Source organism: Tessaracoccus sp. OS52 (assembly GCF_020687685.1).
Lineage (GTDB): Bacteria > Actinomycetota > Actinomycetes > Propionibacteriales > Propionibacteriaceae > Arachnia.
In genome coordinates this window covers 126,589-153,042 of sequence record NZ_JAJEWM010000002.1, presented here as the reverse complement: position 1 = coordinate 153,042, position 26,454 = coordinate 126,589, and the positions used below count along the sequence as shown (strand labels likewise).

General features: G+C 67.6%; 25 protein-coding genes and 2 pseudogenes. 16 read left to right on the top strand and 11 right to left on the bottom strand.

The features are described 5' to 3' along the window. Positions 1-34 precede the first annotated feature (34 nt). The gene (locus LKO27_RS10310) at positions 35-490 is read left to right on the top strand and encodes an HIT family protein (protein ID WP_227737421.1); all 456 of its coding nucleotides are present in this window, start codon (positions 35-37) and stop codon (positions 488-490) included. A 160-nt stretch (positions 491-650) separates the two neighbouring features. On the opposite strand, the gene LKO27_RS10305 is transcribed toward LKO27_RS10310, so the two are convergent. Beyond that, positions 651-983, bottom strand: coding sequence for a TraR/DksA C4-type zinc finger protein (locus LKO27_RS10305; protein WP_227737420.1), 333 nt, complete (start codon positions 981-983; stop codon positions 651-653). Positions 984-1,067: 84 nt separating this feature from the next. Further along, a complete protein-coding gene (locus LKO27_RS10300; protein ID WP_227737419.1) occupies positions 1,068-1,679 on the bottom strand; it encodes a TetR/AcrR family transcriptional regulator in 612 nt (203 codons plus the stop codon). A 43-nt stretch (positions 1,680-1,722) separates the two neighbouring features. Here LKO27_RS10300 and LKO27_RS10295 point away from each other — a divergent pair, with 43 nt between their 5' ends. Beyond that, positions 1,723-2,538 (top strand): type II CAAX prenyl endopeptidase Rce1 family protein, encoded by an 816-nt coding sequence (locus LKO27_RS10295; protein ID WP_227737418.1) that lies wholly within the window; start codon positions 1,723-1,725, stop codon positions 2,536-2,538. A gap of 183 nt (positions 2,539-2,721) precedes the next feature. On the opposite strand, the gene LKO27_RS10290 is transcribed toward LKO27_RS10295, so the two are convergent. Then, positions 2,722-3,306, bottom strand: coding sequence for a dihydrofolate reductase family protein (locus LKO27_RS10290; protein ID WP_227737417.1), 585 nt, complete (start codon positions 3,304-3,306; stop codon positions 2,722-2,724). A gap of 763 nt (positions 3,307-4,069) precedes the next feature. Continuing rightward, positions 4,070-4,455, bottom strand: a pseudogene (locus LKO27_RS15600) (hypothetical protein); the annotation flags it as partial. On the opposite strand from LKO27_RS15600, the pseudogene LKO27_RS10280 reads away from it, so the two are divergent. Beyond that, positions 4,454-4,687: pseudogene (locus LKO27_RS10280) on the top strand (dihydrofolate reductase family protein); the annotation flags it as partial. The pseudogenes LKO27_RS15600 and LKO27_RS10280 sit on opposite strands and share 2 nt — an antisense overlap. Before the next feature lie 538 nt (positions 4,688-5,225). Here the strand turns inward: LKO27_RS10280 and LKO27_RS10275 are convergent. Then, on the bottom strand, positions 5,226-5,777 hold the full coding sequence (locus LKO27_RS10275; protein WP_227737415.1) for a GNAT family N-acetyltransferase: 552 nt from the start codon (positions 5,775-5,777) through the stop codon (positions 5,226-5,228). A gap of 325 nt (positions 5,778-6,102) precedes the next feature. On the opposite strand from LKO27_RS10275, the gene LKO27_RS10270 reads away from it, so the two are divergent. Continuing rightward, positions 6,103-6,546: a hypothetical protein gene (locus tag LKO27_RS10270; protein WP_227737414.1), complete on the top strand. Its 444-nt coding sequence runs from the start codon at positions 6,103-6,105 to the stop codon at positions 6,544-6,546. Positions 6,547-6,677: 131 nt separating this feature from the next. After that, a complete protein-coding gene (locus LKO27_RS10265) occupies positions 6,678-7,022 on the top strand; it encodes a hypothetical protein (RefSeq protein WP_227737413.1) in 345 nt (114 codons plus the stop codon). A 309-nt stretch (positions 7,023-7,331) separates the two neighbouring features. Here the strand turns inward: LKO27_RS10265 and LKO27_RS10260 are convergent, their stop codons facing one another. Then, complete coding sequence (locus LKO27_RS10260; protein WP_227737412.1) at positions 7,332-8,084, bottom strand: hypothetical protein; 753 nt, start codon at positions 8,082-8,084, stop codon at positions 7,332-7,334. A gap of 286 nt (positions 8,085-8,370) precedes the next feature. Here LKO27_RS10260 and LKO27_RS10255 point away from each other — a divergent pair, with 286 nt between their 5' ends. The 3 genes from LKO27_RS10255 (at position 8,371) to LKO27_RS10245 (ending at position 11,792) form a co-directional block, all read left to right on the top strand. Further along, the gene (locus LKO27_RS10255) at positions 8,371-9,609 is read left to right on the top strand and encodes an IS256 family transposase (RefSeq protein WP_227737411.1); all 1,239 of its coding nucleotides are present in this window, start codon (positions 8,371-8,373) and stop codon (positions 9,607-9,609) included. Positions 9,610-9,922: 313 nt separating this feature from the next. After that, positions 9,923-10,591: an FHA domain-containing protein gene (locus LKO27_RS10250; RefSeq protein WP_227737410.1), complete on the top strand. Its 669-nt coding sequence runs from the start codon at positions 9,923-9,925 to the stop codon at positions 10,589-10,591. 76 nt (positions 10,592-10,667) lie between these two features. Beyond that, positions 10,668-11,792 (top strand): dual specificity protein phosphatase family protein, encoded by a 1,125-nt coding sequence (locus LKO27_RS10245; protein ID WP_227737409.1) that lies wholly within the window; start codon positions 10,668-10,670, stop codon positions 11,790-11,792. 99 nt (positions 11,793-11,891) lie between these two features. Here LKO27_RS10245 and LKO27_RS10240 read toward each other — a convergent pair whose 3' ends face one another. Further along, positions 11,892-12,212 (bottom strand): hypothetical protein, encoded by a 321-nt coding sequence (locus LKO27_RS10240; RefSeq protein ID WP_227737408.1) that lies wholly within the window; start codon positions 12,210-12,212, stop codon positions 11,892-11,894. Between the two features lie 205 nt (positions 12,213-12,417). On the opposite strand from LKO27_RS10240, the gene LKO27_RS10235 reads away from it, so the two are divergent. The 5 genes from LKO27_RS10235 to LKO27_RS10215 all read left to right on the top strand — a co-directional run bounded on the left by LKO27_RS10235 (position 12,418) and on the right by LKO27_RS10215 (position 18,272). Beyond that, on the top strand, positions 12,418-13,323 hold the full coding sequence (locus LKO27_RS10235) for an ABC transporter ATP-binding protein (protein ID WP_227737407.1): 906 nt from the start codon (positions 12,418-12,420) through the stop codon (positions 13,321-13,323). Then, positions 13,320-14,072 (top strand): ABC transporter permease, encoded by a 753-nt coding sequence (locus tag LKO27_RS10230; RefSeq protein WP_227737406.1) that lies wholly within the window; start codon positions 13,320-13,322, stop codon positions 14,070-14,072. Before LKO27_RS10235 ends, LKO27_RS10230 begins: the two co-directional genes overlap by 4 nt. Then, the gene (locus LKO27_RS15595) at positions 14,069-15,271 is read left to right on the top strand and encodes a sensor histidine kinase (RefSeq protein ID WP_227737405.1); all 1,203 of its coding nucleotides are present in this window, start codon (positions 14,069-14,071) and stop codon (positions 15,269-15,271) included. Before LKO27_RS10230 ends, LKO27_RS15595 begins: the two co-directional genes overlap by 4 nt. After that, positions 15,268-15,897, top strand: a complete 630-nt coding sequence (locus LKO27_RS10220; protein ID WP_227737404.1) for a response regulator transcription factor — start codon at positions 15,268-15,270, stop codon at positions 15,895-15,897. The genes LKO27_RS15595 and LKO27_RS10220 overlap by 4 nt, the downstream gene beginning before the upstream one ends. Before the next feature lie 110 nt (positions 15,898-16,007). Next, a complete protein-coding gene (locus LKO27_RS10215; RefSeq protein WP_227737403.1) occupies positions 16,008-18,272 on the top strand; it encodes a beta-galactosidase in 2,265 nt (754 codons plus the stop codon). Here the strand turns inward: LKO27_RS10215 and LKO27_RS10210 are convergent. Together LKO27_RS10210 and LKO27_RS10205 are read right to left on the bottom strand one after the other, a co-directional pair. Further along, entirely contained in the window at positions 18,261-18,920 is a 660-nt protein-coding gene (locus LKO27_RS10210) for a response regulator transcription factor (protein ID WP_227737402.1), read from the bottom strand. The genes LKO27_RS10215 and LKO27_RS10210 overlap by 12 nt on opposite strands. Before the next feature lie 9 nt (positions 18,921-18,929). Next, positions 18,930-20,225 carry a histidine kinase gene (locus LKO27_RS10205; protein WP_227737401.1) on the bottom strand — a complete coding sequence of 432 codons (1,296 nt, stop codon included), beginning with the start codon at positions 20,223-20,225 and terminating at the stop codon, positions 18,930-18,932. A gap of 163 nt (positions 20,226-20,388) precedes the next feature. Here LKO27_RS10205 and LKO27_RS10200 point away from each other — a divergent pair, with 163 nt between their 5' ends. The 3 genes from LKO27_RS10200 (at position 20,389) to LKO27_RS10190 (ending at position 23,147) form a co-directional block, all read left to right on the top strand. Further along, positions 20,389-21,300, top strand: coding sequence for a hypothetical protein (locus LKO27_RS10200; protein WP_227737400.1), 912 nt, complete (start codon positions 20,389-20,391; stop codon positions 21,298-21,300). A 133-nt stretch (positions 21,301-21,433) separates the two neighbouring features. Further along, positions 21,434-22,606: a nucleotide disphospho-sugar-binding domain-containing protein gene (locus tag LKO27_RS10195; RefSeq protein WP_227737399.1), complete on the top strand. Its 1,173-nt coding sequence runs from the start codon at positions 21,434-21,436 to the stop codon at positions 22,604-22,606. A 31-nt stretch (positions 22,607-22,637) separates the two neighbouring features. Continuing rightward, a complete protein-coding gene (locus LKO27_RS10190) occupies positions 22,638-23,147 on the top strand; it encodes a flavin reductase family protein (RefSeq protein ID WP_227737398.1) in 510 nt (169 codons plus the stop codon). A gap of 551 nt (positions 23,148-23,698) precedes the next feature. On the opposite strand, the gene LKO27_RS10185 is transcribed toward LKO27_RS10190, so the two are convergent. Together LKO27_RS10185 and LKO27_RS10180 are read right to left on the bottom strand one after the other, a co-directional pair. Next, positions 23,699-25,396 carry an alpha-amylase family protein gene (locus LKO27_RS10185; protein WP_227737397.1) on the bottom strand — a complete coding sequence of 566 codons (1,698 nt, stop codon included), beginning with the start codon at positions 25,394-25,396 and terminating at the stop codon, positions 23,699-23,701. Positions 25,397-25,414: 18 nt separating this feature from the next. Beyond that, positions 25,415-26,371 (bottom strand): TIGR03885 family FMN-dependent LLM class oxidoreductase, encoded by a 957-nt coding sequence (locus LKO27_RS10180; protein ID WP_227737396.1) that lies wholly within the window; start codon positions 26,369-26,371, stop codon positions 25,415-25,417. Between the last annotated feature and the right edge of the window lie 83 nt (positions 26,372-26,454).

Here is a 26,454-nt window from a genome sequence, read left to right as displayed (position 1 = left end):
GGCTCAGCCAGTGCCCAACTGGGACCATTGCGGCATGACTGCGAATGCTTCACCGGAGACCGACGACTGCGTCTTCTGCGCGATAGCGGCCCGTCAGCACGAGGCCAGTGTCGTGTACGAGGACGAGACCGTCGTGGCCTTCATGGACCGCTACCCGGTCACGCGCGGCCACGTGCTGGTGGTGCCACGCCGGCACAGGGTCGGCCTCGAGGACCTAGATGCAGCCACGGGTTCTCACGTTTGGTCCGTCGGACACAAGATTGCACGAGCCCTCAGGCGCTCAGGCCTGGGATGTGAGGGGATCAACGTCCTCGTGTGCGACGGCGAAGCCGCCTTCCAGTCGGTCTTCCACTTCCACCTTCACGTCATTCCCCGGTACACCGACGACGGCTGGACCATCAATCCGGAGACGCAGGAACGGCAGCGAACCCTCCTTGACGACGACGCGGCAGAGATCAGGAGCGCCATCCAGCCTTCGGAGACCCACTGATCCCTGCCGGGACTCCCACAGCGGGATTCTCACGCCGCCTCATGCTGCACCTTGTTTATCGTCCCGTACTCCCCTGTTCGTCCATTCGAGCCAATCGGGACGCTCGCTGATGCACACCGCTCGGGTAAGCGCTGGCATGAGGGAGTGGAGCGGCGGGGGGTCAGGCGTGGTCCATGCACCGCGTCGACCAAGGACGGAACTGGAGCCGGTCGTCGTCGATCGGTTCACCGCAGACGTCACACTGCCCGTAGGTGCCCTCGGCCAGCTTGGCCGTCGCGCGCAGCACTGCGTCGAGGGTGGAGTTGAGGGCCTGAGCGGACGAGGCGTCCGCCATCTGCTGGATGGCTTGGGTGGTGCCTTCTCCTATGCGCTTGCCGAATCCGATCGTGGCCCCTTCGGCGGGTGGCGCAGTCAGGCGCTCGATGGAGCGACGCAGGTCGGCTTCCTTCGCGTTGAGTTCCGCCCGCATCTTCGCCAGATCGAGACTCGTCATCGACCCATCATGCGGCTTCGCGTGGCCGTGCGGTCGGAATGTCGGCTGACTCGGTGGACGCTGTGTCCAAGGACTGGGATCGCGTCACCGCAGGCCCAATGCGTCCAGGAGTAGCTCGAGTTCGTCGAGGTCTCCGGTCGGCAGCCGTGATGCGGCCAGGGTCAGCGGGATCTCTGCCGGGTCCAGCCCTGTGAGCAGCCCGGCGGGGACGTCCTCGTCGTCGGAGGCACGCAGCAGCGCCCGACCGTGCAGCCAAGCCGTCAACAGGTAGGTACCCGACGCTGCATGCGCCAGCCCCAGCCCCGCGCGTTCGGTCAGGAACCCGAGCAGCGCCTCCTGCAGCGCCAGCGAGTTCACGCCAACCACTCGGTATCGACCCAAGAGGTCGGCCTGGCCGGGGTGGGACGTGAACTGGTCCCACACCTGTCGGATGAAGGACGCGGCAGCTTCCCTCGGTGCGGCGGAGTCGAGCAGCGTGAGGTCCCAGGTGCCGATGAACGCGTCGGCCACGGCGTTGGTGAGGTCGCGCATGTCGGCGACGTAGGTGTAGACGGCGTTGGGTGCCACCCCCGCCTCGGCGGCGACGGCGCGGAGGCTCAGCGCCGACGCGCCGTCGCGCTCGACGATGGCGCGGGCGGCTTCCACGATCAGGTCCCTGTCGATATCGCCACGGGGACCCCTGCGTCCCTTTGCCATGGCACCCCTTCCATTGCTCTTGCCCACAGGCTACGCTCTATTTGTGCAGCGAACAAATATCTCGCCCGAGCAGGGTGTCAGAAGCTTCATCGTCTTCTCTCTCATCGTTGTGGCCGCCCTCTGGCTGGTGGTCCTGCCCTTCATCCTGGACGCCACCGATCCGCCCGGTTGGCTCCTTCTGGCGGGCAGGTGGATACCGGCCCTCGCGTCGCTGGTGGTCGTGCTCTGGCTGGTGCCGCTGCGGGTCCGGATCCCCGAGCTGTGGGGGCTGCGCGTTCGAAGCTGGTCTCGGACGCTGGTCTGGGCAGGGTTCGCGTTCGCGGCCGTTCTGGTGGCGCAGCTGGTGCAGGTTGCGGTTGGACTGCCACTCGGGCTGGCGCGCTGGGCGCCGACCGAGGGATGGCTCCTCGCCGTCGTCGGCTCCGTGATACCGATCACCCTGGTGACGATGCTCAGCACCCTGGGTGAGGAGGTTGCGTGGCGTGGGCACCTCGCGCAGGCGCTGGCGCACCTCGGGTTCTGGCGCTCGACCATCCTCATCGGGCTGGTGTGGATGGTCTGGCACCTCCCCCTCGTGGTGGCCTACGCCGTCGCCGACGTGATGCCGCTGGCCGCGAACCTCGCGGCCAACCTCGGCATCGCCTTCCTCGCGCCGCTGCTGGCGGCGGTCGCCATCCGCGGCGGGTCCATCTGGCCAGCCGTCGTTGCGCACGCCGTACCACCGTTCAGCGGCGTGCTGGTGACCGACGCGTCACCGTGGTTCCACGTCTTGTTCGTCGCGGCGATGCTGATGTTCGGGATCGCGCTGGCGCCCAGGACGCGAGCCCGTGCGGAGCGGGAGCGTGCCGCCGCGATCTGATCGATGAAGGGCGAGCTGGCTCTCCAGGTCACGGGGCCGTCGTCAGCGATCAGGATCAGACCCCGGCACGGGTAGGAGGAGGCGCTTGACGTTCGTCCAAGGTCGTTCGGTCCCTGACATGCTGGAGCGCCCAGGGTCTACGGCCATCTGTCCCACCGTTGTCGGCGGAAAAATGCGCTCGGTCTACACATAGAGTGTGTAGACCGCCGCGATGGTGCCCTTGCTGGTGGTGCCGACGCTCGACAGCCGCAGCGGCCGGGGCGCCGGCACCTCACCGAACAGTCGCTTGCCGGCGCCCAACAGCAAGGGGTGGATGAACAGCCGCAACTCGTCGATGAGACCAGCCACCATCAGCTGGCGCACGACGTCACCGCTTCCGAGGATCACCACGTCTCCGTCACCCTCGCCCTTCAGGCCTCGAACCGCCTCAGTGAGCTCTTCGTGCAGCGGGACGGCTCCCGCCCATTCGAGCACCGGGCGGGTTCTCGTTGCGACATGCTTGGGCGCGGAGTTCAGGCTGGCTGCCATCGGATTGTCGGGCGACTGGAACGGCCAGAAGGCGGCCAGCTTCTCGTATGTTCGACGCCCGAACAGGTACGCCGAGGTTGCGCCAAGACCCGCCGGATCCACAACCTCATGCATGACGTCTCCATAAGGCACGCCCCAGCCACCGTGTTCAAAGCCACCGTCGCGGTCCTCGTCCGGCGAGCCGAGGCCTTGCATCACGCCGTCGACGCTCAGGAACTCGACGGCTACCAGTCTTCTCATCGCATGCATTCCTTCCTGTCACTTGTGCTCCATTCTCTCTGCGGAACTTCTGTTGTGGCTTGAACAAATCTGACCGGCAATACTGGATCAATGGCGAACCCGGAGTTGGTGCGGCACCGTCCGCACCCTTGCCTTGCCGGGCTGGTCGCGGGATTCGTCGGCTCCCACGAGCGCGCCGACGATCCCGTCGAACGACGCCAGCCGGCCGGTAGTTTGCTGCCTCTGGTCGTGTCGTTCGGTGATCCGCTGGACGTCATCAGCCTGTCCGAGGGCGAGGGGACGGGCCGCTACTCCTCGTTCATCGCAGGATTCATGCCGGGCCATGCGACCACGCGCTTCGTCGGCACCCAGCGCTGCGTACAGGTCTACCTGACCCCCCTGGGTGCCTATCGTCTGCTTGGCCTCCCCGGTCGTGAACTCGCACGTCGGGTGGTGGGCGTCGACGAGGTCGCACCGTTCCTAGGCGGCTCGCTACCCGAGCGCCTCGCGGAGACCACGACGTGGGCGGGGCGGATCGGCGTGGTGGAGCAGACCCTGCTCTCGGCCCTCGACGCAGGTCCCGAGCCGGAGCCCTTCGTGGCATGGCTGTGGAGCCGGATCCGCGACTCCGGTGGCCGTGCCCGGATCGATGACCTGGTAGCCCAGACTGGGTGGAGCCATCGCCACGTGACGACCCGCTTCCGGGTCCAGATCGGGCTTTCCCCCAAGGCAGCCGGGGGCATCGTGCGGTTCGAGCCCCGAGGGCCGTGTATGCCGTGGGGCGTTGTGCCGCCAGTGTCACGGCTGCTTCGATGCTGTCGACGAAGTTGGAACGGCGCTTCGGGGATCCCAGCCCTCGGGCGCCGGCCGGTGCGTCACGACGACGACGTGGTCTATCCCGCTTGGCGGCGTCCCGTCCCAGCCGTCCGTGATGTCGAAGACGTGGCGGCCGGTGATTGTCACCCCGACCTGGTCCCAGTAGGGCCGGATATGGTCGTAGGACGCCTGCGACACCTTCAGTACGCCGCCGTCGTCCAACGGCACATCCCCACTGACCAACCACTCGAACAGCGGACCGGGGTCGTCGTTCTCAGCCGCAATGAAACCATCCACTGATACCGGACCTCCCTGAGATGGCCGAAAACCGCAAGAGTTGGGACTCCAAGACAAGGCACAGGAGCTCGCGGGCGACCGCATCGTCGAGTTCGCCGCCGGCGACGTCGGTGGGCAGGCGCTTGCCGCCGGCCTGATCGACGAGGTCCGCATGGACGTCGCACCCGGGGTGTTTGGGTCAGGCAAGCGCTACTTCGGGTCGGTCGACGCGCAGCACCTGCTGGAGGACCCACACGTGGTTGTTCAGGGCAACCGGGTGCTCCACCTGCGCTACCGGGTGCGCCGTTGACCAATCTGAGTGGGTACGGGAAGAACCCAACTTCTACGGTGACACGAGATGGGCGCTCGCTGTGCTTGTGCGTCGCTGCGCCCCGGGACGGAAGTCGAGGTCTTCCAGATCGGCACAACCAGACACGTCTGACGCTACCTTTTTTGCTTGCCGGTGCTGCCTGTGCGAGTCAGAGTCAATAAGCCAACGGTCCCGGACTGGGAAGCTCTCCGGCTGCTCAGCGTCCATGTCCCCGCCTGCACGGCGAACCGAGGCTCATCAGTCTGGGTCAAAGTGCCTTGTTTGGGCCCAGCCTCGGCCCGCTCATGTCGATGGGAACGCTCTGTCATGCCGATGTGCGAGCGCCCAGAGATCCCACTCTGCGCGCCAACCCAAGCCCCGCGCATCGGCCCAGACAATCCAAAGCGCTGGAATGGTTACGGCTGTCGAAACGTGGTCGAGTTCCGCTTCAAGGTGCAACGCGTAGCCAGTAGGCAATGTCGGACAGCCCAGAGGGGTTCTGCGCGTGGCGAACTTCTGAGACAGGGCGGACGTGAAGTCAGGGTCGTCTGGCGCGCCAGTCTGCATCGCTCATCGCGTACACCAGATTGTCGTCCCAGGCGCCGCGGCACCAGTACGACTTTGGGGCCAACGTTTCGACGTGCATGCCCAACTTTTCCAGCAGCCTTGCTGATCGCTCGTTCTCGGGCGACAGCTGCCCGAAGATGCGGTGGCAGCCCAGCCGATCGATCAGATCCCCGACGACGGCCGCGGCAGCCTCGAACGCGTACCCGTAGCCCTGGTACTCGACCCGAAGGGTGAAGCCGATCTCTGCGACCCCACCGTGCTCATCGAGGCCGACGTAGAGGTCTCCGATGAGTTCGCCATCGAGGTCAATCCCGATCTGGCGGGGCTCGCCGGGGACGATGTCACTCCAGCCTGGGTGGGCCTCGACGTTCCGCCCAACCCGCTCGCGCGTGACGGGAAGATCCCAGTCCTGGTACTGCGCCACCGCAGGGTCGTTCCGGTAGGCGAGGATCACGTCGATGTCTTCCTTGCGAAGAGGGCGCAGGGTGAGACGTTGAGTCTTGCGTGGGTAAGCGGCACTCATACCCCCAGTGTGTCAGTCTCGCCGTCCCAACAGCCCTGAGGTGGAGCCCGACTTCCGCTTGGGACCAACCGGGCCCCATCGACAATGCCTCCAAGTTGGGTTGCCCCTCTCGCTGCCCCATTGTCGGAGCAACCTGAGGTGTTCGTCAGGGAGCCGAGCGAGTCCGTGAGGTTCCTGATGAACAGAGACGACCCAAGGTGCCCTCCACGACGGTCCGTCGAGCGGCATCGACGAACGCGCGCAAATGCCGCGTCTAGAGCGGGCATCCAGCTAGTGAAATGCAGGGCTACCCCCGCTGGTGTGCCCGTGGTGGCAGGATCGAGCAATGAAGCGCTGGCCGGGCATGATCGCCCTAATCGTGGCAACCGGAGGTGTCGGCGTGATGCTGCTCCCAACGATGGAAATGCACTGGGGTATCGACCCGGCTCTGCGAGCGGATCCGCCGGTGACCAGGCACTCCTGGTTCGACCCGATTCTTCCCAGCTACGGCCACTTTGATGCGCCTCTGGCGCTCCTGGCGGAAATGGCGGGAGTCCTGCTGCTGGCTGCGGCTGTTCGACGGGGCTCGCCCTCGAGGCTCGCTGTTGGCTTTCTCGTCGCATCGGCCGCGTTGCCACTGCTCGGCTGGTGGGTCCTTGGAAGTCCCGGCTGGATTGCGCTGATGGCGCCGCTCGCCTTGGGGATCAGTGCTGTGGTCTCGGTTGCTTGGCGTCGCCTTCTGAAGATCAACGCTCCCTCTCTCGAGACGCATGTCCGCTCCGAGGCTTGAACAGATCCTCAAGACCGCACATGCCGCGACGCGGGTTCGTGCTCTGGTCGGTGACACGGATGAAGTTGCCGCGAGTCGTCAGCACGTCGGTTTGATGCTCGCCCCTCGCCCCTGCGTGCTAGCGTCCGCTCATGAGTGACGCCAAGACTGTCGCGAGCACTGCAGTCGATGGGTTTCCCTTGACGCCTCGGGTCGTCCGCGCAGTGACTTGGGTGGGCCTTTCGTCAGCCATCATAGGCCTCATCACAGGCCTAGCGATGCTGCTACAGCGTCGGGTCGTGGAATGCCCCGACGGCACCTATTTTCCCAACGGAACCACCGATTTCCGGTGTTTCGAGCATCCCCTCGCATTCGAGGGCACGGCCGTCTCCGCCCTCGCGATCTCAGTTGGCGCTCTCATCCTCCTCACGAGCTCCGCGGTCACCAGGTCTGCAGTCCCCGCGACGGCAGAGCCAAGTCAGACTGTCACGGAGTGAGCGCGCCTGTCAGTACGTGCTGACTGCCTGTCGACCGACTCACACACCCCGACATCCTCGTTGCTGCGGTGTGCGAGGGCAACCTTTCCGGCTGGAGGGAGTGACGGCGTAGCTGCCCGGTTGCTAAGCGTTCGCGTCCCCGCCTGCACGGCGAACCTATGCCCATGCTGGGGGCTTTAATGAGCGACAGGGAGTGGTCCCACCCAACGCTGATGGCACCTATCCGTGCAGCAGACCCTCGTCCCTGGGCGGCGCGTGGGGGGACATTAAGCTACGGGAACCCCGAACCTCCGTGAGAAGAGTTGCCGATCAGACGTCGAAGCCGAGTTCGTGTGCTCGGTGTCGGCCATGGAACCATCTGCCGCTGTCCCGGGAGCGTCGGAACTGGCCGATGAGCCCAATCGGGACGATCGTGACGTCCACCCGCCAGGAACGCCCGTTCGGGAGTGGTTGCAGCCGCGACCCGGCCTGTTCGAGCAGCCGGTACCAGCCGCGATGCACCGGCAACACCAAGGATGCGTGGCCCGGCTCGTTGACCTGGAGCACGGCCAGCTCTTCAGCGCGACGTTCCGGCTCTGCGACTGCTGCTTGGTAGTGCCAACCAAGATGCAAGTTGTCGGGGCCGAACATCGCGGCATCCTCTCGAGCCGCCTGCAGGTGTTGCAGCGCAACGGTTGCTGTGGCGTGTTCGTTGGCGTGGGGGGAGCCGAGGTACCAGAACGTGAACGCCGGCAACGCTGGCCCCCACAACTCACTGACCGTGTTGAGGGTCGGGTCCCCGTTCGGGTCGAACCCAGCCAGGGCCCAACGCGCCAGCCCGATGTCCACGCGCAGCCATCCGAGGTGGTAGTGAAGTAGCGGGAGAAGCGGACCCCACGCACGTAGCCGCAGGGTGTGTGGTTGGCGGGTGTCTGTCACTTTCGGCATTGCGCAGCTTGGAGCTCCGCCGACGCGGCGCATCACCTCCGGGGACCAGAAATGCCAGCCCGGTTCATCCCCGAAGTGGCCGAAGTCTTCGTGGGTGATGCTTTGCAGCTGCCACAGGTCGCCGGTGATGATCACGGCTGTCTCCCTTCGCGATCTGTTTGGGCCGAGCGGATGCTGGGGCCGACCGGTTCGAGCCAGACTTTGAACATGCCCCAGCTATGTTTCGGATCCTCCTGCAGCACGTTGTAGTCGTGGCTGACAGCCCATGGTGTGGTGGTGAGCCAGTCGTGGGTTCGGTTCCAGTTGAGTCCCTCATAGTGGTGTAGCCCTCGGTGGCTGCGGCTGGCAGAGACGGGAGCGCGGTCACCGTGGGATCCTTCGAGTTCACCTCTCACAGATCTCTCGAAAGGACATCGCCACGATGACCGCTCCTCACATTGTCGACCCTGCCCACGTGCTGGGCAACCTACTGGCCGACGCATCGCCGGACATGATGCGCAGCCTGCTGCAGAACATGATCAACCAGCTCCTGTCCGCCGACGCCGACCAGGTTTGCGGCGCCGAATGGGGCCAGGCCTCAACCGGGCGGGTGGCCCAGCGCTACGGCTACCGCCACCGGCCCCTCGATACCCGCGTCGGCACCGTCGATGTCGCCGTCCCTAAACTCCGCTCCGGCACCTACTTTCCCGAGTGGCTGCTGGAGCGCCGTAAACGAGCCGAAGCCGCACTGATCACGGTGATCGCCGACTGCTACCTCGCCGGCGTCTCGACGCGCCGGATGGACAAACTCGTCAAAACCCTCGGCATCGACGGCCTGTCGAAGTCCCAAGTGAGCCGCATGGCCGCCGACCTGGATGAGCACGTCGCCCAGTTCCGTCACCGACCCCTGGGCGAGGCGGGTCCGTTCACGTTCGTCGCAGCCGACGCCCTCACCATGAAAGTGCGGGAAGGTGGCCGGGTGATCAACGCCGTCGCCATGGTCGCCACCGGCGTCAACGGGGATGGGCACCGCGAGGTCCTGGGCCTGCAGGTCGCCACCTCCGAAACCAGAAGCGCTTGGAACACGTTCTTCGCCGACCTGGTCGCCCGCGGCCTGGCGGGGGTGAGGTTGGTCACCTCCGATGCCCACGCAGGGTTGGTGGAAGCCATTAGCGCGAACCTGCCCGGAGCCAGTTGGCAGCGCTGCCGAACCCACTACGCAGCCAACCTGATGAGCGTCACACCCAAGAGCATGTGGCCGGCGGTGAAGGCGATGCTGCATTCGGTCTATGACCAGCCCGACGCAGCATCCGTCCAGGCCCAGTTCGACCGGCTGCTGGACTACACGGCAGAGAAGCTCCCCACCGTCGCCGAACACCTAGAGCACGCCCGGGCCGACGTCCTCGCCTTCACCGGCTTCCCCAAAGACGTGTGGACCCAGATCTGGTCCAACAACCCAGCCGAACGCCTCAACCGGGAGATCCGCCGCCGCACCGACTCCGTCGGGATCTTCCCCAACCGGGAAGCCATCATCCGCCTCGTCGGGGCAGTCCTGGCCGAACAAACCGACGAATGGGCAGAAGGCCGCCGCTACCTCGGCCTCGACATCCTCGCACGCTGCCGCCTCACCACCATCACCAACACCGAGGAGGTGACCGAACCCCTAGCCCTCACCGCCTAAACGAAGGAACCCGCACTACACCACTACACGGGACTTGACCCGGGGGTTCCCACGGTGAGTGAACCTGCACGCTGAGGGTTCACGCACCCGCCTGCACGGCGAGCCTAGGACCATGCTTGGGCCGTGATGCGCGACGGGGAGGTGGCCCCACGCAACGCTGATGTCACCGGTTCGTGCAGCAGACCCAAACGATCCATCCCACTGCCGGCGCATCCACCGCCGCCAATCCCGCCACCGATTCACCGCGCTCGCCAGCATCGAGGTGTTAGACGCGCAGCACGCAGTCCGCGAACCGGTATGCCAGACTGAGTTCATGCCGCCGTGGGGGACGCTGAAAATCCTGGTTGAGGACCAGGTCCTCCAGCGCACATTGACTGCTCCGCGCTATCGACTCGGCCGGGAGCACGGATCCGAGATCTACCTCGAGCCGGGCTGGGTGTCGCGCCGGCAGGCGTCCATCGCCAGGCATCCAAGCGGGGCCATCCTGACGAACCTTGCGCGCTACAAGATGCGCGTCACATCCGACGCATTGGACTCCACCGTCTACAGGGGCGGTGCGGTGTTGATCAGCCGTGGGGACACGGCAGAAGCGGCATGGCCTGGGATGCCGGATCGGCTAACGGCTTTGCTGGCGGTCTCCCTGCCAGAAGGCGTCAAGCGACTGTTGCCCAGAGGGAAGGGTGCGGGCACGTTGCGCCCGTCTCCCTCCTGGATCGAGGATGCCTCGCCCGTGGTGCGGTACCGCATGGCGGTGCTGTTTCGGCACTTGCTGTGTGGCGGGGAGCGCCCGTCGGCTCTGTACGAGGCCGCCGCAGCCGAATTGGGAGTCAGCGTGGGGGTACTCAAACAGACTGTCCACCGGTTGAGGGTTCAAGCGGCCCGTAGTGATCATGCATTGGTCGATGTGGATGCCCTTGGCCGCTATCTCGTGGATTCCCGGTCGCTGACGAAGAACGATCTGGACCTGCCGGGTCGGATGTAACCCGGGGTTACGGATCTGGGAGCTTGCCGATGCCACACGGGCACAGTGGTCCCAACGACCACGAAAGGACTCCCTGATGTACACCTTCACTACCGCTAACGCTGACTTCGTCACTGACCGAATCGTCGTGGGCGGCGATTTCGAGACCCGCTACACCGGCCTCGCTTTGACGCAGCTCCGTGAGCTCGTCGACGCGGGCGTGACACACATCATCGACACCCGGGTGGAACGCGACGACCGGGCCGTCGTCGCCGAGCACGCCCCGCACATTGAATACCTCCACCTCGGTGTCGACGATGACGGCCAGCGCAAACCGAACGCTTGGTTCGACACCGCCGTCGCCTGGATCGATGAGGCGCTTCGATCCCCCGACAGCACAGTCCTGGTCCACTGCCACATGGGCATCAACCGCAGCCCTTCACTCGTGTTCGCATACCTTCTCCACAGCGGCGTGCACGTCCCCGCGGCGCTCAACGCCATCCGCACGGCCCGAAGCATCGCCGTCATCGACTACGCGGCAGCCGCCCTCGACTGGCACCACACCCGCACCCAGGCCTCAGCGCGTAAGCGATCGGCAAACCGGGCCGCCCTGGACCAATGGCGCTCCGAAAACCACCTCGACGCCAACGAAGTCGTGCGCACCATCCGCGCCAACGAGACCCTCACACAAGCCGCCCACGACCTCACCCGTGTGTCCAATGGAATGCGCGACGCCGACGGGCATCCTCTGGGCTACACCTGGTTGTTCCAGATGTCATCGACCTACGCGGAGAACTGCCGCGACGACTGGAACGATGGCATCGACTCATGGATCCTCCCAATCAGCCGCCACGAGGAGGAAGTGCTCCCAGGAGACGTGGTGCTGCTGTGGCAAATGGGAGGCGGCAACACCGCGGGCCTCTTCGGCTACGCCGTGGTCACCGAGACCGACCTCCAAGCTACCCGCCCCCGACGTTGGGACGAGCCCGACGGCCCCACCACCATGGAGAAGGCCGTGGAAGCGGAGCTCATTCTCGTAGCAAACGAGCCGTTCATCACACGGACCCTCCTCAAACCAGTGGTGGAACTCAGCCAGTTCGAACTCTTCGTGATGCCCAACCGCCCCAACATGTTCGCAGTCACACACTCCGAACTAGACGCAATCGCCGGCGAACTGCGCAAGCGCACGGGCATCTTGAGGCGGCTTCCTCTGGCAGGTTGAAGGACCCGCGCCCCCAATCCGCCACGGTAAGGATTAGCCCCGGAAGGTTCGCTTCAGGCCTGCAGGTGTCTCTGACATGGTCCGCCTCGATGGGTTCGATCATCGGTTCTGGAACATGAGGCGGTCGATGATTTCCTGAAGCGCACGGGGGTCGATGTCGGGTCGGGTCGCGGCCCACTTCCTGAGTTCAAGACCGTAGCCGGTGATGGGACCGCCGGGGTCGGGTACTCGCCGCGCCTCCTGCCACACTTCTTGGACGCCCTCGAGCAACTTGTGGCCCCGCTGTGTCCCGTAGTGGGCAAGGAACCGGTCAGCACCCGTAGGCACGGTCCCGGGGCCTCGCCGGGCAGGATCGAAGAGGGCCTCGTGGTTGGCCTCGCGGAGCGTGCGCAGCGCGGCGCTGAGTTCGTCGTCGATCATCTCGATCCTTCCCGGAGGCTTGGCGCCCAGATGTCAGGGTTCGCGCGGCAGGCCGCCCCGTTGGGCAGGCAGTTTAGGGTGCATCTCGAGCAACATCCGGGCGTCACCGGACGCTGAGCGCGGGTGGCGACCTCATCCGATCGGGAGTCGCGCTCCACCGGGTTGGATGAGCCGCGGCGACTGTAATCAGGGGACCGTGGTGGGCATGAACATCATCGAGGTCCGCGATCTGCGGAAGAGCTACTCGGGAAGACCCGTGGTGCAGGGCATCGACCTGTCGGTGGCCGAGGGGGAGGTCTTCGGCATCCTTGGCCCGAACGGGGCTGGCAAGACTACGACGGTGGAGATGATCGGCGGGCTCCGGCCCCGCGACGTCGGCTCCATCCGGGTGGCCGGGTTCGACCCTGCGGCGGAGGAGCGGGAGTTTCGCGAGCTCCTGGGAATGCAGCTGCAGGAGTCGCGGCAGCCGGCGAAGATCAAGGTGCGGGAGTCGATCGAGCTGTACCGGTCGTTCTACCGCAACCCCAGGGCCACCGACGAGCTGCTGGAGCGCTTCGGGCTGGCCGACAAGGCTGACACGCGCTTCGAGCACCTCTCCGGCGGTCAGCAGCAACGTCTCTCGGTGGCGTTGGCGCTGGTCGGGAATCCGCGGGTGGCCATCCTGGACGAGCTGACCACGGGCCTGGACCCGGCGGCCCGCCGCGAGATCTGGGAGTTCCTCGGCGACCTCACAAGCGACGGAGTGACCATCATGCTGGTCACCCATTCGATGGAGGAGGCCCAATTCTTATGTGACCGGGTGGCCATAATCGACGGCGGGCGCGTCGTCGCCCTGGACAGCCCGGCCGGGCTGGCCCACAGCGGGGCCCAGTCGATCATCCGCTTCACCACTAGCCACGCCGCCGACGTGGCCTGGCTGGCCGACCTGCCCTCGGTGGCCACCGTCGAGGTGGAGGGCAACCAGGTCACGGTCCGTGGGTCCGAGGCGAGTCCCGTCGCCGTGCTGGGCGGCCTCACGGGGGCGGGTATCGAGTTCGAGGGTCTTCGGATCACCGCGCCGTCGCTGGACGACGCCTACGTCAGCCTGACCCGGAAGGAGGAGGCCCGATGACTGCCCCCAATGCGTTCCCCATGTTGTTGCGCACCGAGGTGCGCCTGCTGGGACGGGAGCCTGCGCCGGTGATCTGGGCGGTTGTCCTGCCCTTCCTGGCCGCTGTGGTCACCCCGCTGGTGCCGCCCGTCGCGGCCCCGCAGCCCTACCTGGGCGGGATGAGCTTCGCGCAGGTCTACCAGCCGGTGCTTGTGTTGTTCACGTCGTCGGTGCTGGCGTTGCAGGTGCTCCCGACGGTGGTGACGCAGTACCGCGAGTTCGGGGTCCTGCGGCGGATGCGGACCACCCCGGTGCCGGCGTGGACGCTGCTGTCAGCCATCGTCGTCGTGGTCCTCGGACTGAGTGTCCTCATGACGGCCCTGCTCGTGTTCGTGCCGGCGCTGCTGGGGCTTCCGCTCCCGGCAAACCTGCCGGCGTTCGCGCTCACCGCACTGCTCGGAGCGTTGTCGTTCCTCGCCATCGGTGCCATGCTGTGCGGCGTGGCGAAGAACTCACGCGTCGGCGCTGGGATCGGCGGATTCGTTGCTGCCTGCATGTGGTTCGCCGCAGGCATGTGGGTGCCCCGCGCCGTGTTCCCGCCGGTGCTGACCGTCATCTCGGACCTCACCCCCGGCGGTGCTGCCGCCGGCGGCATGCTGAACGCGATGGCGGGGCAGTGGCCCGACGCGTCGGCCGTCGTTGTGATGCTGGCCTGGGCAATCGTCGGCTTCGCGGTGGCGGCCCGCACCTTCCGGCTGGAGGCGCCGTGACCATTCCGACGACCGCCGAGGCCTCCGACGTCGGCAGCGAAGAGGGGAGGTGGCTGGGCCGCGGCCTGGTCGCCGCCCCCTTCGTGCTACTGGCCCTCGCCTTCGTGGTCACGCTCGCGCTGGGTGGCGCCCCCGTCGCGCCCGACCGCCTGCCGTGGCTGATCGCGGTCACGTCGACGACCCTTGGCCTCCGGCTGTGGCTGCTGCGCTGCGGCTCCCGCGGCGAGCGCATCGCCGGGTTCGTGCTCAACCTGGCGCTGACGTTGGCGCTGGTCAGCATGAGCCCGGTGTTCGGTATCTACGCCTTCGTCGGCTACCTCGACGCTGTGGCCGTGTTCCCCGCGAGGGGCCAGGCCTGGGCGCTGATCGCGGCGGCGTCGCTCAGCGCTCTGGCCCAGTCCGGTGGACCCGACGGCGTGGTGCAGCGGCCGGTACTGTTCGGTTTCCTGCTGCTGGCCAACGGGGGTCTGGCAGTCGGCATGGTGCACGTCGACCGGCACCGCCAGCAGACGGTGACGCGCCTGCGCGCGGCCCTCGACGAGCTGGAGGAGGCCCACCGGATAAATGAGGCGCTCCAGCACCAGATCGTCGAACAGGCCCGGGAATCCGGTGTGCTGGAGGAACGTCAGCGGCTCTCCCGCGACATCCACGACACCGTCGCCCAGGGCCTGATCGCCGCCCTCCGGCAGATCGAAGCGGCCTCGGAGTCCTCGAGCCTCACCGACGCCCGCGCCGTCCTGGACCGCGTCGACCGCACGGTGCGGGACTGCCTGGCCGAGGCCCGACGAGCCGTCAGCGCGCTGGCCTCACCGCTGCTGGACCACTCCGATCTCCACTACGCCCTCAGCTCACTGTGTGCGGCCTGGTCGGAGGGCACGCGCATCGCCGCCACCTTCCGCACGACAGGCGACCCCAACCCCACGCCCCACGATGCCGACCTGCTGCGCATCTGCCAGGAGGCGCTGTCCAACGTCGCCAAGCACTCCCACGCCACCGCCGTCGACGTGACCCTCACCTACACGACACAGGACGTCCGGCTCCGGGTGGCTGACGACGGCGACGGTTTCGACCCGGCCGCCACCACCGGCGGCTTCGGGCTGGCGGGCATCCGGGAACGTCTGCGCGGAGCCAGCGGAGCCCTCGACCTCGAGTTGCCAGAAGGAGGAGGCTGCGTCCTGACCGCAGTCGTGCCCACATGACCCAGACCAGCGAACCCATCCGCGTCGTCGTCGTCGACGACCACCCCGTGGTGCGCGACGGCCTCGTCGGCATGTTCACCACCGAACCAGGAGTCGAGGTGGTCGGCCAGGCGGGCGACGGCCGCGAGGCCCTCGTCGTCATCGATGCCACCAGCCCCGACGTCGTCCTCATGGACCTACGGATGAGCGGCGGCGACGGTATCGAAGCAATCTCAGCCCTGCGCGCCGACGGCCGCACGACCCCCCGCATCCTGGTGCTGACCACCTACAACGCCGAGCGCGACATCCGCACCGCCCTGGAGGCCGGGGCCGATGGCTACCTACTCAAGGACGCCCGTCGCGCCGAACTGGTCCGCGCGGTCACCGACCTGGCGCAGGGCCGCCCGGTACTCACGGCCGAGGCGCTCGCCGTCCTGGCCGGACGGACCGGCGAGCAGCAGTTGACGGACAGGGAACTGGACGCATTGCGCCTGATCGCCGAGGGATTCACCAACCGCAGCGCCGCAGCCCGGATGCACGTGAGCGAGGCGACCATCAAGACCCACCTCGCCCACGCCTTCGACAAGCTGGGTGTCAGTGATCGTGCCGCGGCAGTGCGCGTCGCCTACGAGCGAGGCATCCTCTGAGCCCGGTGAGTCCTTGGGCGGGTTTCAAGGGAGTGGGGCGGGGGCAGCCGTCCCTGCGATCCAGCTTGGGATAGCCTCATGACGTACGTCGCTGACAAGGAGTTGGACCGATGATGACACCCCGCGCGCTGGTGCCCGGAGGCTGGGCGAAGCCGCTGACCCGTCCGGCGATGGCGAACGACGTGGACCAGCACTCCCGAGTGGCTCTGAACAGCCGGTTCCTTGAGCTCGACGGGCGGCCCTGGCTGCCCGTCTCGGGTGAGTTGCACTACTCCCGGGTGCCGCGCGCGGAATGGCGGCAGCGGCTCCTGCTGATGAAGGCCAGCGGGGTCGACGTCGTCTCCAGCTACGTGATCTGGCTGCATCACGAGCCGGTGCGCGGCGAGCGGTCCTTCGAGGACCAGCTCGACATCCGGGCGTTCGTGGAGCTGTGCCACTCGCTGGACCTGCTGGTCTGCCTCCGCCTCGGTCCGTGGGTGCATGCCGAGGCCCGCAACGGCGGCTTTCCCGACTGGCTGCAGGAACTTGAGGTGGCCCACCGCACCGACGACCCCGAGTACCTGGAGCTCGTGCGGGAGTGGTTCCAGGCTCTGGGCGAGCAGGTCGGGGACCTGTGCGGCCCGGACTCCCCGGTGGTGGCCATCCAGGTGGAGAACGAGCTCTACGACCAGCCCGGGCACCTGCTGACACTGAAGGGCCTGGCCCGCGACGCCGGGCTCACGGCACCCATCTGGACCGCGACGGCGTGGGGCGGCGCGGACCTGCCGCCGGAAGAGTTCCTGCCGGTGTGGTCCGGGTACGCCGACGGCTTCTGGGTGGAACACGATTCCGCCTGGCACGCGACTTTCCGCGCCCACTTCCGGATGTCACCGCAGTGGGACGACCCGGGAGTGGGGGCCGACGTCCGCGGTCTCGACATGGCGGTCGTCGCAAGCTTCGTCGCCGAACCGGTGGATCCGACGTTCCCCGCCGCCACCTGCGAGCTCGGTGGCGGAATGGCGACGGCGTACCACCGCCGCCCCGTGCTCGAGGCGCTGGACGTGCCCGCGGTCGCCAATGCGAAGCTGGGCAGCGGATCGGCCTGGCAGGGCTACTACATGTACGCCGGCGGCACGAACCCGCAGCCGGGACTGCAGGAGTCGCAGGCCACCGGCTACCCGAACGACCTGCCCGAGTTCGACTACGACTTCCAGGCTCCCGTCTCCGCGGTCGGCCTGCCCGGACCGTCCATGCCGGGCCTGCGCCGCCAGCACGCCTTCGTCCACGCCTTCGGTGACCGGCTCGCGACGCTGCCCGTCACCTTCCCCGAAGACGAGCGCCCCCGCTGGAGCTTCCGCGGCGACGGCGATGGCGGCTTCGTCTTCCTGAACTGGCACCAGCCCCACATCCCCCTCCCGGACCTCCCGGCGGTGGAACTGAGCCTCGAACTGGCCGACGGCCCGGTGACGATCGGCCATGGCCCGGTCACCATCCCGGCGGGGACGGTGGCGCGCTGGCCGGTCAACGTCACCGTCGGTGGGCTCACGCTGAAGTGGGCCACGGCGTCGCTGCTGACCGCCACGGAGGAGGGCGTCTTCCTGGTGGCCGAGCCCGGCATCGCTGCCCAGGTGGCGCTGGACCCCGACGCGACGGTCACCGGTGACGCCGAGCAAGTCGCACCCGGCGTTTGGGAGTTCACCGACGGCGGAGTGATCGAGGTCACCGTCGGCGACACCCGGCGGCGAGTGGTCGTAATCGCCGCCAACGACGCCGACCAGGTCTGGGTACTGGGGACCGAGCGCCGCGTCCTGCGTTCATCCGACCCGGTCTGGCTCGACGGCGACACCTTGGTGGTGCGTTCCGAGGGTCGGCCGAGCGTGTCGGAGTTCATCGACGGGCAGTGGCGCCGACTGCGAACCGACGACGACGGCGTGGCCGCCGGTGTGGTGCTGGAAGCCGAGCTGGTGCGCGACGCCGTCGAACCACCAGCATCGTGGGGACGCTCGGGGACCCGGGCTGCGGCACCGAACGGGGCCGACTGGGAGGGTGCGGCGCGCTACCGACTCCGGGTGCCGTCTGGCGAGCATCCGGATCCCTGCTCCAGCGGCTTCCTTGAGATCCATTTCGCCGGCGACGTCGCGCGCCTGGTCATCGACGGCGCCGCGGTGGCGGACCGGTTCTACGACGGACGTCCATGGCTGGTCCAGGTGCCCGGGGACTCCGAGCTGGTCCTCGAGATCCTGCCGCTGCACCCCGAGGCCAAGGTGTGGCTGCCCCCGGCGGCTGCGGACCGTCGCGACGCCACGGCTGGCCCGCTGCTGGAGCTCGACCTCGTGGTGCTGCGTCGCTCGCAGGTCCGGGAGCTGCGAGCGGACCCGGGAGTGTCACTGCTCTGAAACGAGGCCACCGAGTGCGGCGGTGACCGCCACCTGCGTGCGGTTGCGCAACCCGAGTTTGGTCTGGATGGATGCGAGGTGCGTCTTCACAGTCGCGTCGGCCAGGAACAGCCGCTTGCCGATCTCGTTGTTGGTGAGTCCCTCTGCGGTGGCCGCGGCAACCTCGCGTTCCCGCTCGGTGAGCCTTCCGACGCTGGCACGGGCGTGGTCAGCCCCTTCATTGGACTTGGAGCGCCACTGCTCCAGCAGCTGGCGTGTGCTCTTGGGTGAGAGAACCGCGTCACCAGCCATGACGGCCCGGATGGCCGCGATGAGCTCACGGCTCGAGGACTTGAGGATGAAACCGGACGCCCCCGCCTCGATCGAGCGCACGACGGCGTCGTCCACGTCCCACGTCGTGAGCACTATGACGTGCGGCGGCGGCTGCAGCGCCCGCACTGCGGCTGTGGCCGCGACGCCGTCGACCCGACGCATGATCAGGTCCATGAGGACGACGTCGGGCCTGGAGGCCTTGACGGCCGATACCACTTCGTCGCCGTCGGCGGCTTCACCGACGACCTCCAGGTCATCGGCGCTGTCGAGCAGGAACCTGACTCCGGCACGCACCAGCGGGTCATCGTCGACGAGGAGAACTCGGGTGGGTAGCACGCCAGCATTCTAGGAGCGCCCACTGACAACCTGGGTGCCGGCCCGGCCAGCTCCGCCATAAAGCCACGGCAGCCGCACCTCCACCCTGAACACGGTGCCACCCTCATCCAGCCCGTACCGGACAGAACCGCCCAGGAGCTCGGCACGCTCCGCGATGCCCGAGAGCCCGCGGCGGGACCCGGGAGCGGATGGCCCCGCCGCCGCAGGCGGACGCACCGGGTTGCGCGCGTCGATGGTGATGCCCGTGTCCGGACCGCCGATGACCGACAGGACGGTCCGGGCGTCTGGCGCGTGCTTGCGCGCGTTGTTCAGCAACTCCTGGACGATGCGGTAAACCGCCCGCGACAAGGCTGGGTCAGCGTGCGCGGCCTCCTGGATGAACACCGACGAGCTGAGCTGCTGACCGGCGCCGAAGGACTCCTCCACCACCCGTGGCAGCAGGGTCAGTGGCAATTCAGGCTGGTCTGCGGTGGGGCTGCGGAGCATCCCCAGCAGCGAGCGCAGGTCATCCATGGCGCCCTCGGCGCTGTTGCGCACGAGTGAAGCAGAGGTGCGCAGTCGCTCGTCGCCTTCGGAGTTGGCCTCTATGGCGCCGGCGTGGAGGCCCAGGAGTGAGAGCCGGTGACCGAGAGCGTCATGGACCTCCCGAGCAATCCGTTCGCGTTCTTCGCGGCGGGCCACCTCGTCGCCGAGTACCGAGCTGACCCGGCGTTCCGCCCGGGCGGTCGCCTCCGCGAGCCGGGCGAGGCGCCTGGCGCGCAGGAGAAGACCCACGCCGATGCTCGCGCCCAGTCCCACCACGGCCATCACGATCACGGGCCCGACGGCGACGTCGACGGCCTGAGAGGGATCTGCTTGCGCACCCGTGAGGATCTTCTTGACGAACGACGCCGCCAGAGGCTGTGCCATGGCGTCCGCGACGACCACCCAGGTGGTGGTGAGGATGGTCAGGGCGGTGACGGCCCACACCCCCGGGCCACGGCGACGGCCGATGAGGGAGCCAACCGTGATGTAGGCGAAGGTGTTGCCGACGGGAATCGCGAGGGGGAGCAGGGCGGCGACGACGGCGAACCACACCGGCGCCCTGTGACGCCACGCGAGGGCGATCGAGCCCACCAGGGCGAGGAGCATGCCGGCGAAAGCGAGGAGGAGGGCAGAGCCGGACTCCGCGTTGGAGTCCGTCATCTCCCAGCCCGCCGGCGAGTAGACCACGCTGATGAGCGTCCCGAGGAGACCGAGCGGCATCAACAGCGCCGTCCGCCACCACGGTGGCCGGCGTCGATCAATGGCCTCGGTCCTCAACACAGCCTCATGCTAGAACGCGCCTCCGACAGTCGCATCGGCCGATCGCCTGTTCCCAGCCCGCGGCCACCACCCGTTCGGACGGTGTTGCTCCACCCGGACGGCCGATGCGGGCGAGCGGGGCCTCGCGGTGGGATGGGAGCACACCACAAGCAGGAGGAAAGCCATGAGCACCACCCCGTCCAGCGCATTCCAGCCGGGAGGACCCGGCGCCTACCAGACCGGTGGCACGCCCCCCGGGTCCTGGGCGCCCGAGCCGGCTGCCAAGCCGCGCAACACCCTCGCCATCGTCGCTTTCGTGGCGGCTGTCATCGGCTTCGTCTTCGCCGTCTGGGAGGGCGCCTACCTGATCGGTTGGATCCTCCTTCCCATTGCATTCGTGCTCTCGATCGTCGCGCTGGTGGGCAGCGACAAGCCCAAGAAGCTGGCGGTGTGGGCGCTGGTGCTGTCCATCGTCGGAACCATCGCTGGAGCGTTTGCGTTCATGGCGTCAACCGCTCGGATCATCGATGACGCCATCGGGGAGTCGACGTCCACCGTCGTGGCGTCCACTCCGCAGGCGGAGACCGGGGAACCAGGTGAGGAGACGACGGTGCCGAGCGAGGCGCCCTCGACCGACACCGCGACGCCGCAGGCAACTAGTGAGCCCATCGCTTCAGGATTGGGTACCCGTGAGCAGCCGTTGCCGCTCGGAACGACGATCGGCACCGACGAGTGGCAGGTCACGGTCAACGCCTTCACGGCGGACGCCACTGAGGCAGTCCTGGGTGAGAACCAGTTCAACGACCCGCCGGCCGAAGGCAACACCTACGCTCTGGTGAATGTGACGCTCACCCGTGTGGCCGCCGAAGCGGCGACCCCCTTCGGTGTCCAGGTCTCCTACATCACTGCCGGCGGGAACGTCGTGACCACTACCGACGCGATGGTGGTCGCCCCCGAGGCGCTGGGCTTCGACGAGCTCTACGGGGGAGCCAGTGTCACGGGCAACGTCGTGCTTGAGATTCCAGCCGGAGATGCCGGGGTGCTGCGTGTGGAGCCAGGGTTCCTCGCGGATGAGGCCTTCGTAGCCACTTCGTAGTGGTTGCGCAAGGACTCCCGGGAGCCGTGTTCGGGGGCACGGCTCCCGGGAGTTGTCCGCTGATCCTCGGTCCGCATCCCGTTATGGCCGCGTGGGGGATCACAATGGGTGGACGGACAGACGGAAGGCTGAGATGGCTCGAATCCTGATGGCCGGGGTACCCGCGTACGGGCTGGCGAACCCCGCGATGCCGTTCACGAAGGCGTTGGTCGATGGAGGGCACGAAGTTGACTTCCTGATGGGGGAGGCGTTCCGCGACAAGGTCGAGCGGACGGGAGCAACCCTGGTCCCCTTCGGCCCGGCCGAACCGATCATCAGTCCGAGCCAACTGCTGCGCAATGGGCGGGCCCTGTTCTCCGCGATGAACAAGTCGATCAAGCTGTTGGCCCCGCACTACGACGCCGTCGTGGCAGCGGGCATCAACCCGGCCGTGTCTGAGTTGGAGCGGGATCTCGACCTGCCGGTGGTGTTCCTGTCCCCGGTGTTCTTCCAGAACGAGCGGGTGATCCGGCACCTGGCGGGACTGGCCACGGGGATGCCGGCGCCGGCGCGTCATCTCCTGCGCACCCCGGCGCTGCGCACGCTGGCGGCCCGTGTCGTCGGGCCGCTGATCCTGGGTGCCAGGCCCAGGGACTTGCTGGACCTGCTTCGCCCTCAGTCGAGCGTGCTGAACATCAGTCCCGCCAGCCGCTACTACCAGCCCTTCGCCGACGACTTCGACGAGCGGTGCTTCTTCGCCGGACCCTCCCCGACGATGTCTGCGCCCGACCCCGACTTCCCGCTGGAGCGGCTGCGCGCCCACGACGGCCCGGTCGTCTACGCCACGCTGGGCACTGTCTTCAACCGGTGGACCGCGTACTTCCGCGCCATCGCGGACGCCTTCGCCGGCAGCGACGCCCTCGTGGTGATGACGACGGGGCGCGCCGCCACCGTCGCTGAGCTTGGGCCGATGCCGGACAACGTCATCCTGCGCTCGTTCGTCCCGCAGACCGACGTGCTCCGCGAGGCTGACCTGTGCTTCACCCACGGCGGTTTCGGCAGCGCCACGGACACCGTCCTGATGGGCGTGCCTGCGGTCCTCACCCCCATGGGAGCCGACCAGTTCTTCAACGCCTACCGCATGCAGGAACTCGACGCCGGACGCGTGCTCCCCAAGCACGACGTCACGCCCGAGGCCATCCGTCGGATCGCCGACGAAGTCCTGGCGTCCGGTCCCACCACGGGGCTGACGGAACTGCGCAGGTCGTTCGAGGAAGCTCCCGGTCCGGCGGGTGCGGCCAGGGAGATCGAGTCCGTACTGGCCTGAGTTCCCCGGTCCGCGCGGGCACACTGGGAGCATGTCGATCCACAGCGAGCACCCGTTCTTGCTTCCCGCCGAGCAGCGCGACCCGGCCCGCCGGCTGCGTGGTCGCCTGCCGGCGCCCGTGAGCATCTGGACCAGCTCGGGGGAGGGTCGTCGCGACGGCTGGACCATCTCGTCGCTGCTGGTGGCCGACGGCAAGCCCGCCGAACTGGTGGCCCTCGTCGACGAGGACTGCGACTGGTGGGGGGTCTTCCGGGAGACCGGGAAGGCGACTGTGAACGTGCTGGGACCGGGTCAGGGCGGGATCGCCGACATCTTCGCGCGCGTCGCCCCATCTCCTGGCGGTCCGTTCCGGGCGGGGGAGTGGACCGACGCCGAACATGGCCCCCGACTGGCGGGCGCCACCGCCTGGGTGGGGGTCCGGCTCCTCACTCCCGAGCCGGAGCACGCGGGCTGGGGCCTGCTCGTCCGCGCGGTCATCGAGACCGTTGACCTGGCCGACGACGTCGCCGCGCTCCAGCACCAGCAGGGTCGCTATCTCTGATCCATCTTCGTTGGTCGAGTAGTCGGGGGCTCCCTTTCGTTGGTCGAGTAGTCGGGGGCTCCCTTTCGTTGGTCGAGTAGCCGTCGGGCTCCCTTTCGTTGGTCGAGTAGTCGGGGGGCTCCCTTTCGTTGGTCGAGTAGCCGTCGGGCTCCCTTTCGTTGGTCGAGTAGCCGTCGGGCTCCCTTTCGTTGGTCGAGTAGTCGGGGGGCTCCCTTTCGTTGGTCGAGTAGCCGGCGAGGGACGAGTCGGCGTGTCGAGACCCGTCGGGCTCCCTCTTTCGTTGGTCGAGTAGCCGGCGAGGGACGAGTCGGCGTGTCGAGACCCGTCGGTCCCCGGGAACCTGCGGGTGATCTCGACACGTCGCCCGCTCGTTCCTCACGGGCTCCTACTCGATCAGCGGTCGGGCTTCTACTCGATCAGCGGATGGCGGGTGCGGGTGATCTCGACACGTCGCCCGCTCGTCCCTCACGGGCTCCTACTCGATCAGCGGTAGGGCTCCTGTTCGATCAGCGGCGGGTGTCGCTCCTGCTCGACCAGCGGATGGACCGACGTCAGGGGAGGCGGATGCCGCCCGATGTGTGGAGGCGCCACCACAGGTGGCCGTAGCCGTCGACGGGAATCGTCAGCTTGCCGCCCTTGCCGACGGTGAGGCTGGCGTCGGAGAACATCTCGTAGGCGCGTGCGCCCTCCTCCAGGTCCTCACACGTCACGGTGATCTCCGTGGCCTCCGGCCCGAGGTTGTGGACCAGCAGCGTGCTGGCACCCGGCTCGTTCTCGTGTTTCCAGGTGCAGCGGTGGGCCAGCACCGCGGGAGCGTCGTGCTCGAGGATCTCGAAGGTGCCCATGCCCAGCTCGGGGGACTCGCGGTGGCCCTGGGCGAGCCGCGAGATGAACGAGAGCAATGAGTCCGGGTCCCTGCGCTGGTCGGAGACGTTCACGTGACTCGGGCCGAAGGGCCCCTCGGTGACGGCTGCGGGCAGCTGCGATGGCTTCGCCTTCGAGAAGCCGCCGTTCTTGTCGGAGGTCCACTGCATCGGCGTCCGGACGGCCAGCCGACCGGGAACGTCGAGATTCTCTCCCATCCCGATCTCCTCGCCGTAGAACAGCACGGGGGTGCCGGGAAGGGAGAACAGCAGCGAGTAGACCATGCAGATGCGGCGCGGGTCGCCGTCGAGCATGGGTGGCACCCGACGGCGCAGGCCGCGGCCGAACAACTGCGTGTCCGGGTCGGGGCCGAAGGCGTCGAAGACCTCCTGCCGCTCCTCGTCGCTCAGCTTGTCCAGCGTCAGTTCGTCGTGATTGCGCAGGAAGACACCGAACTGGTTGTGTTCGGGCAGTTGCGGGCGCCGCTCAAGGGTCTTCTCTATCGGGGCGGCGTCGCCGCGAGCGAGCGCTAGGTAGGTCTGCTGCATCAGCTCGAAGTCGAACTGCATGGTGAGCTCGTCGCCGCTGTCGCTGCCGCCGAAGAACTTGACCTGTTCGGCGTAGGGGACGTTCACCTCGCCGAGGAGGATCGCGTCACCTTTGCGCCGGCCCATGAACGCCTTCAACTGGCGCAGGTAGTCGTGTGGCTCGCCGTAGGTGTCGGCGGCGCCCGCTGTGGCACCGACGGTCTCGATCAGGTTGGGGACGGCGTCGACGCGGAAGCCGTCGAAGCCCAGCTGCATCCAGAACCCGATGATCTTGCTGATTTCGTCGCGCACCTTCGGGTTGGTGACGTTGAGGTCGGGCTGGTGCTTGTAGAAGTTGTGCAGGTACCACTCGCCGGTGCGCTCGTCGAGTTCCCAGATTGAGTCCTCGACATCGGGGAAGACCACCTTGTCGGAGGTGTCCGGCGGCTCGGTGTCGCGCCAGACGTAGTAGTCGCGGTACGGGTTGTCCTTGGACTTGCGGGCCTCCTTGAACCACGGGTGCTTGTCCGAGGTGTGGTTGACCACGAGGTCCGCGATGATCCGCATCCCCCGGTCCTTGGCGGTGCGGATGAGTTCGACGACGTCGCCGAAGGAACCCACCCGCGGGTCGACGCCGCAGAAGTCGGTGATGTCGTAGCCGTCGTCGCGTTCGGCGGTGGGGTAGAACGGCATCAGCCACAGGCAGGTCACGCCCAGGCCCGCGAGGTAGTCGATGCGTTCGGAGACGCCATCGAAGTCACCGAAGCCGTCGTTGTCGGAGTCGAAGAAGGTCTCCACGTCGAGGCAGTAGAACACCGCGGTCTTCCACCACAGGTCTGAGGTCTCGGTCTTGCGCATTGTGTGCTCCTTGGCCGATCAGTTGAGTTGGGGGAGGACCTTCTCGCCGAAGGCGTCCAGGAAGGGGGTCTGGTCCTGCCCGACGTGGTGAAGATAGACCGAACCGAACCCGAGTTCGGCAAGATCGTGGATGCGCTCGGTGAGCTCACCCAGGTCGCTCGAGACCAGGACGCTGCGGCGCACCTGCTCTTCGCTGACGCCCTCCCGGCTGACCTCGTCGAACGAGGCTCGGGTGAGATCCCAGCAGGCGGGGGCGGCGAACACGTTGGAGCGCCATTGGTCGTGGGCGATGGCGTAGGCCTCGTCCTCGGTGGGCGCCCAGGAGAGGTGGACCTGGAGGATCTTGTGATCCGGACCGCCGGCGTCGTCCCAGGCATCGAGCATGCGCCGCAGCACCTCGGGGGCCTGGTTGATCGTCGCGAGCCCGTCGGCCCACGCCGCCCCACGGACGGCCGTGGGCACGCTGATGGCCGGTGCGATCATCCCGGGTCGCGGGTCCGGGACCTCCCAGAGCCGGCCCTCGTGCACCGAGACCAAACCCTCGTGGGTGACGGTCTCGCCCGCGAGCAGGCGGGCGATGACGTCGACGCACTCCTCCAGGCGCAGCTGCCGGGTCTCCTTGTCCGGCCACGGCTCGCCGGTGACGTGTTCGTTGGCGAACTCGCCGGAGCCGAGCGCCGTCCAGAACCGGCCGGGGAACATCTGGCCCAGCGTCGCCATCGCATGCGCGACGACGACGGGGTGGTAGCGCTGGCCGGGGGCGGTGACCGTGCCGAAGGTGAGGTTCGTCGTCGCGAGTGCCGCGCCCAGCCAGGGCCACGCCATGCCGGAGTGGCCCTGCCGTTCGGACCAGGGTTCCACGTGGTCCGAGCACATGGCCGCCTGGAAGCCGACCTCCTCGGCGCGCTGGACGCCGGCGAGCAGTTGCCGCGGGGAGATCTGCTCGTGTGAGGCGTGGAATCCGTAGGTGGTCACCGCCCCTGTCTACCGGGCTGGGCTGAGTTGGACAAGGCCTCCGGCGTCGGAGGGGGACGTTTGCGGCGGTGCCCGGCGGACCG

Excerpts from the sequence above, each read along its gene's own strand:
- LKO27_RS10310 (WP_227737421.1), top strand. The coding sequence starts at position 35 with ATGACTGCGAATGCTTCACCGGAGACCGACGACTGCGTCTTCTGCGCG.
- LKO27_RS10305 (WP_227737420.1), bottom strand. The coding sequence starts at position 983 with ATGACGAGTCTCGATCTGGCGAAGATGCGGGCGGAACTCAACGCGAAG.
- LKO27_RS10300 (WP_227737419.1), bottom strand. The coding sequence starts at position 1,679 with ATGGCAAAGGGACGCAGGGGTCCCCGTGGCGATATCGACAGGGACCTG.
- LKO27_RS10290 (WP_227737417.1), bottom strand. The coding sequence starts at position 3,306 with ATGAGAAGACTGGTAGCCGTCGAGTTCCTGAGCGTCGACGGCGTGATG.
- LKO27_RS10275 (WP_227737415.1), bottom strand. The coding sequence starts at position 5,777 with ATGAGTGCCGCTTACCCACGCAAGACTCAACGTCTCACCCTGCGCCCT.
- LKO27_RS10270 (WP_227737414.1), top strand. The coding sequence starts at position 6,103 with ATGAAGCGCTGGCCGGGCATGATCGCCCTAATCGTGGCAACCGGAGGT.
- LKO27_RS10265 (WP_227737413.1), top strand. The coding sequence starts at position 6,678 with ATGAGTGACGCCAAGACTGTCGCGAGCACTGCAGTCGATGGGTTTCCC.
- LKO27_RS10255 (WP_227737411.1), top strand. The coding sequence starts at position 8,371 with ATGACCGCTCCTCACATTGTCGACCCTGCCCACGTGCTGGGCAACCTA.
- LKO27_RS10250 (WP_227737410.1), top strand. The coding sequence starts at position 9,923 with ATGCCGCCGTGGGGGACGCTGAAAATCCTGGTTGAGGACCAGGTCCTC.
- LKO27_RS10245 (WP_227737409.1), top strand. The coding sequence starts at position 10,668 with ATGTACACCTTCACTACCGCTAACGCTGACTTCGTCACTGACCGAATC.
- LKO27_RS10240 (WP_227737408.1), bottom strand. The coding sequence starts at position 12,212 with ATGATCGACGACGAACTCAGCGCCGCGCTGCGCACGCTCCGCGAGGCC.
- LKO27_RS10235 (WP_227737407.1), top strand. The coding sequence starts at position 12,418 with ATGAACATCATCGAGGTCCGCGATCTGCGGAAGAGCTACTCGGGAAGA.
- LKO27_RS10230 (WP_227737406.1), top strand. The coding sequence starts at position 13,320 with ATGACTGCCCCCAATGCGTTCCCCATGTTGTTGCGCACCGAGGTGCGC.
- LKO27_RS10220 (WP_227737404.1), top strand. The coding sequence starts at position 15,268 with ATGACCCAGACCAGCGAACCCATCCGCGTCGTCGTCGTCGACGACCAC.
- LKO27_RS10215 (WP_227737403.1), top strand. The coding sequence starts at position 16,008 with ATGATGACACCCCGCGCGCTGGTGCCCGGAGGCTGGGCGAAGCCGCTG.
- LKO27_RS10200 (WP_227737400.1), top strand. The coding sequence starts at position 20,389 with ATGAGCACCACCCCGTCCAGCGCATTCCAGCCGGGAGGACCCGGCGCC.
- LKO27_RS10195 (WP_227737399.1), top strand. The coding sequence starts at position 21,434 with ATGGCTCGAATCCTGATGGCCGGGGTACCCGCGTACGGGCTGGCGAAC.
- LKO27_RS10190 (WP_227737398.1), top strand. The coding sequence starts at position 22,638 with ATGTCGATCCACAGCGAGCACCCGTTCTTGCTTCCCGCCGAGCAGCGC.
- LKO27_RS10185 (WP_227737397.1), bottom strand. The coding sequence starts at position 25,396 with ATGCGCAAGACCGAGACCTCAGACCTGTGGTGGAAGACCGCGGTGTTC.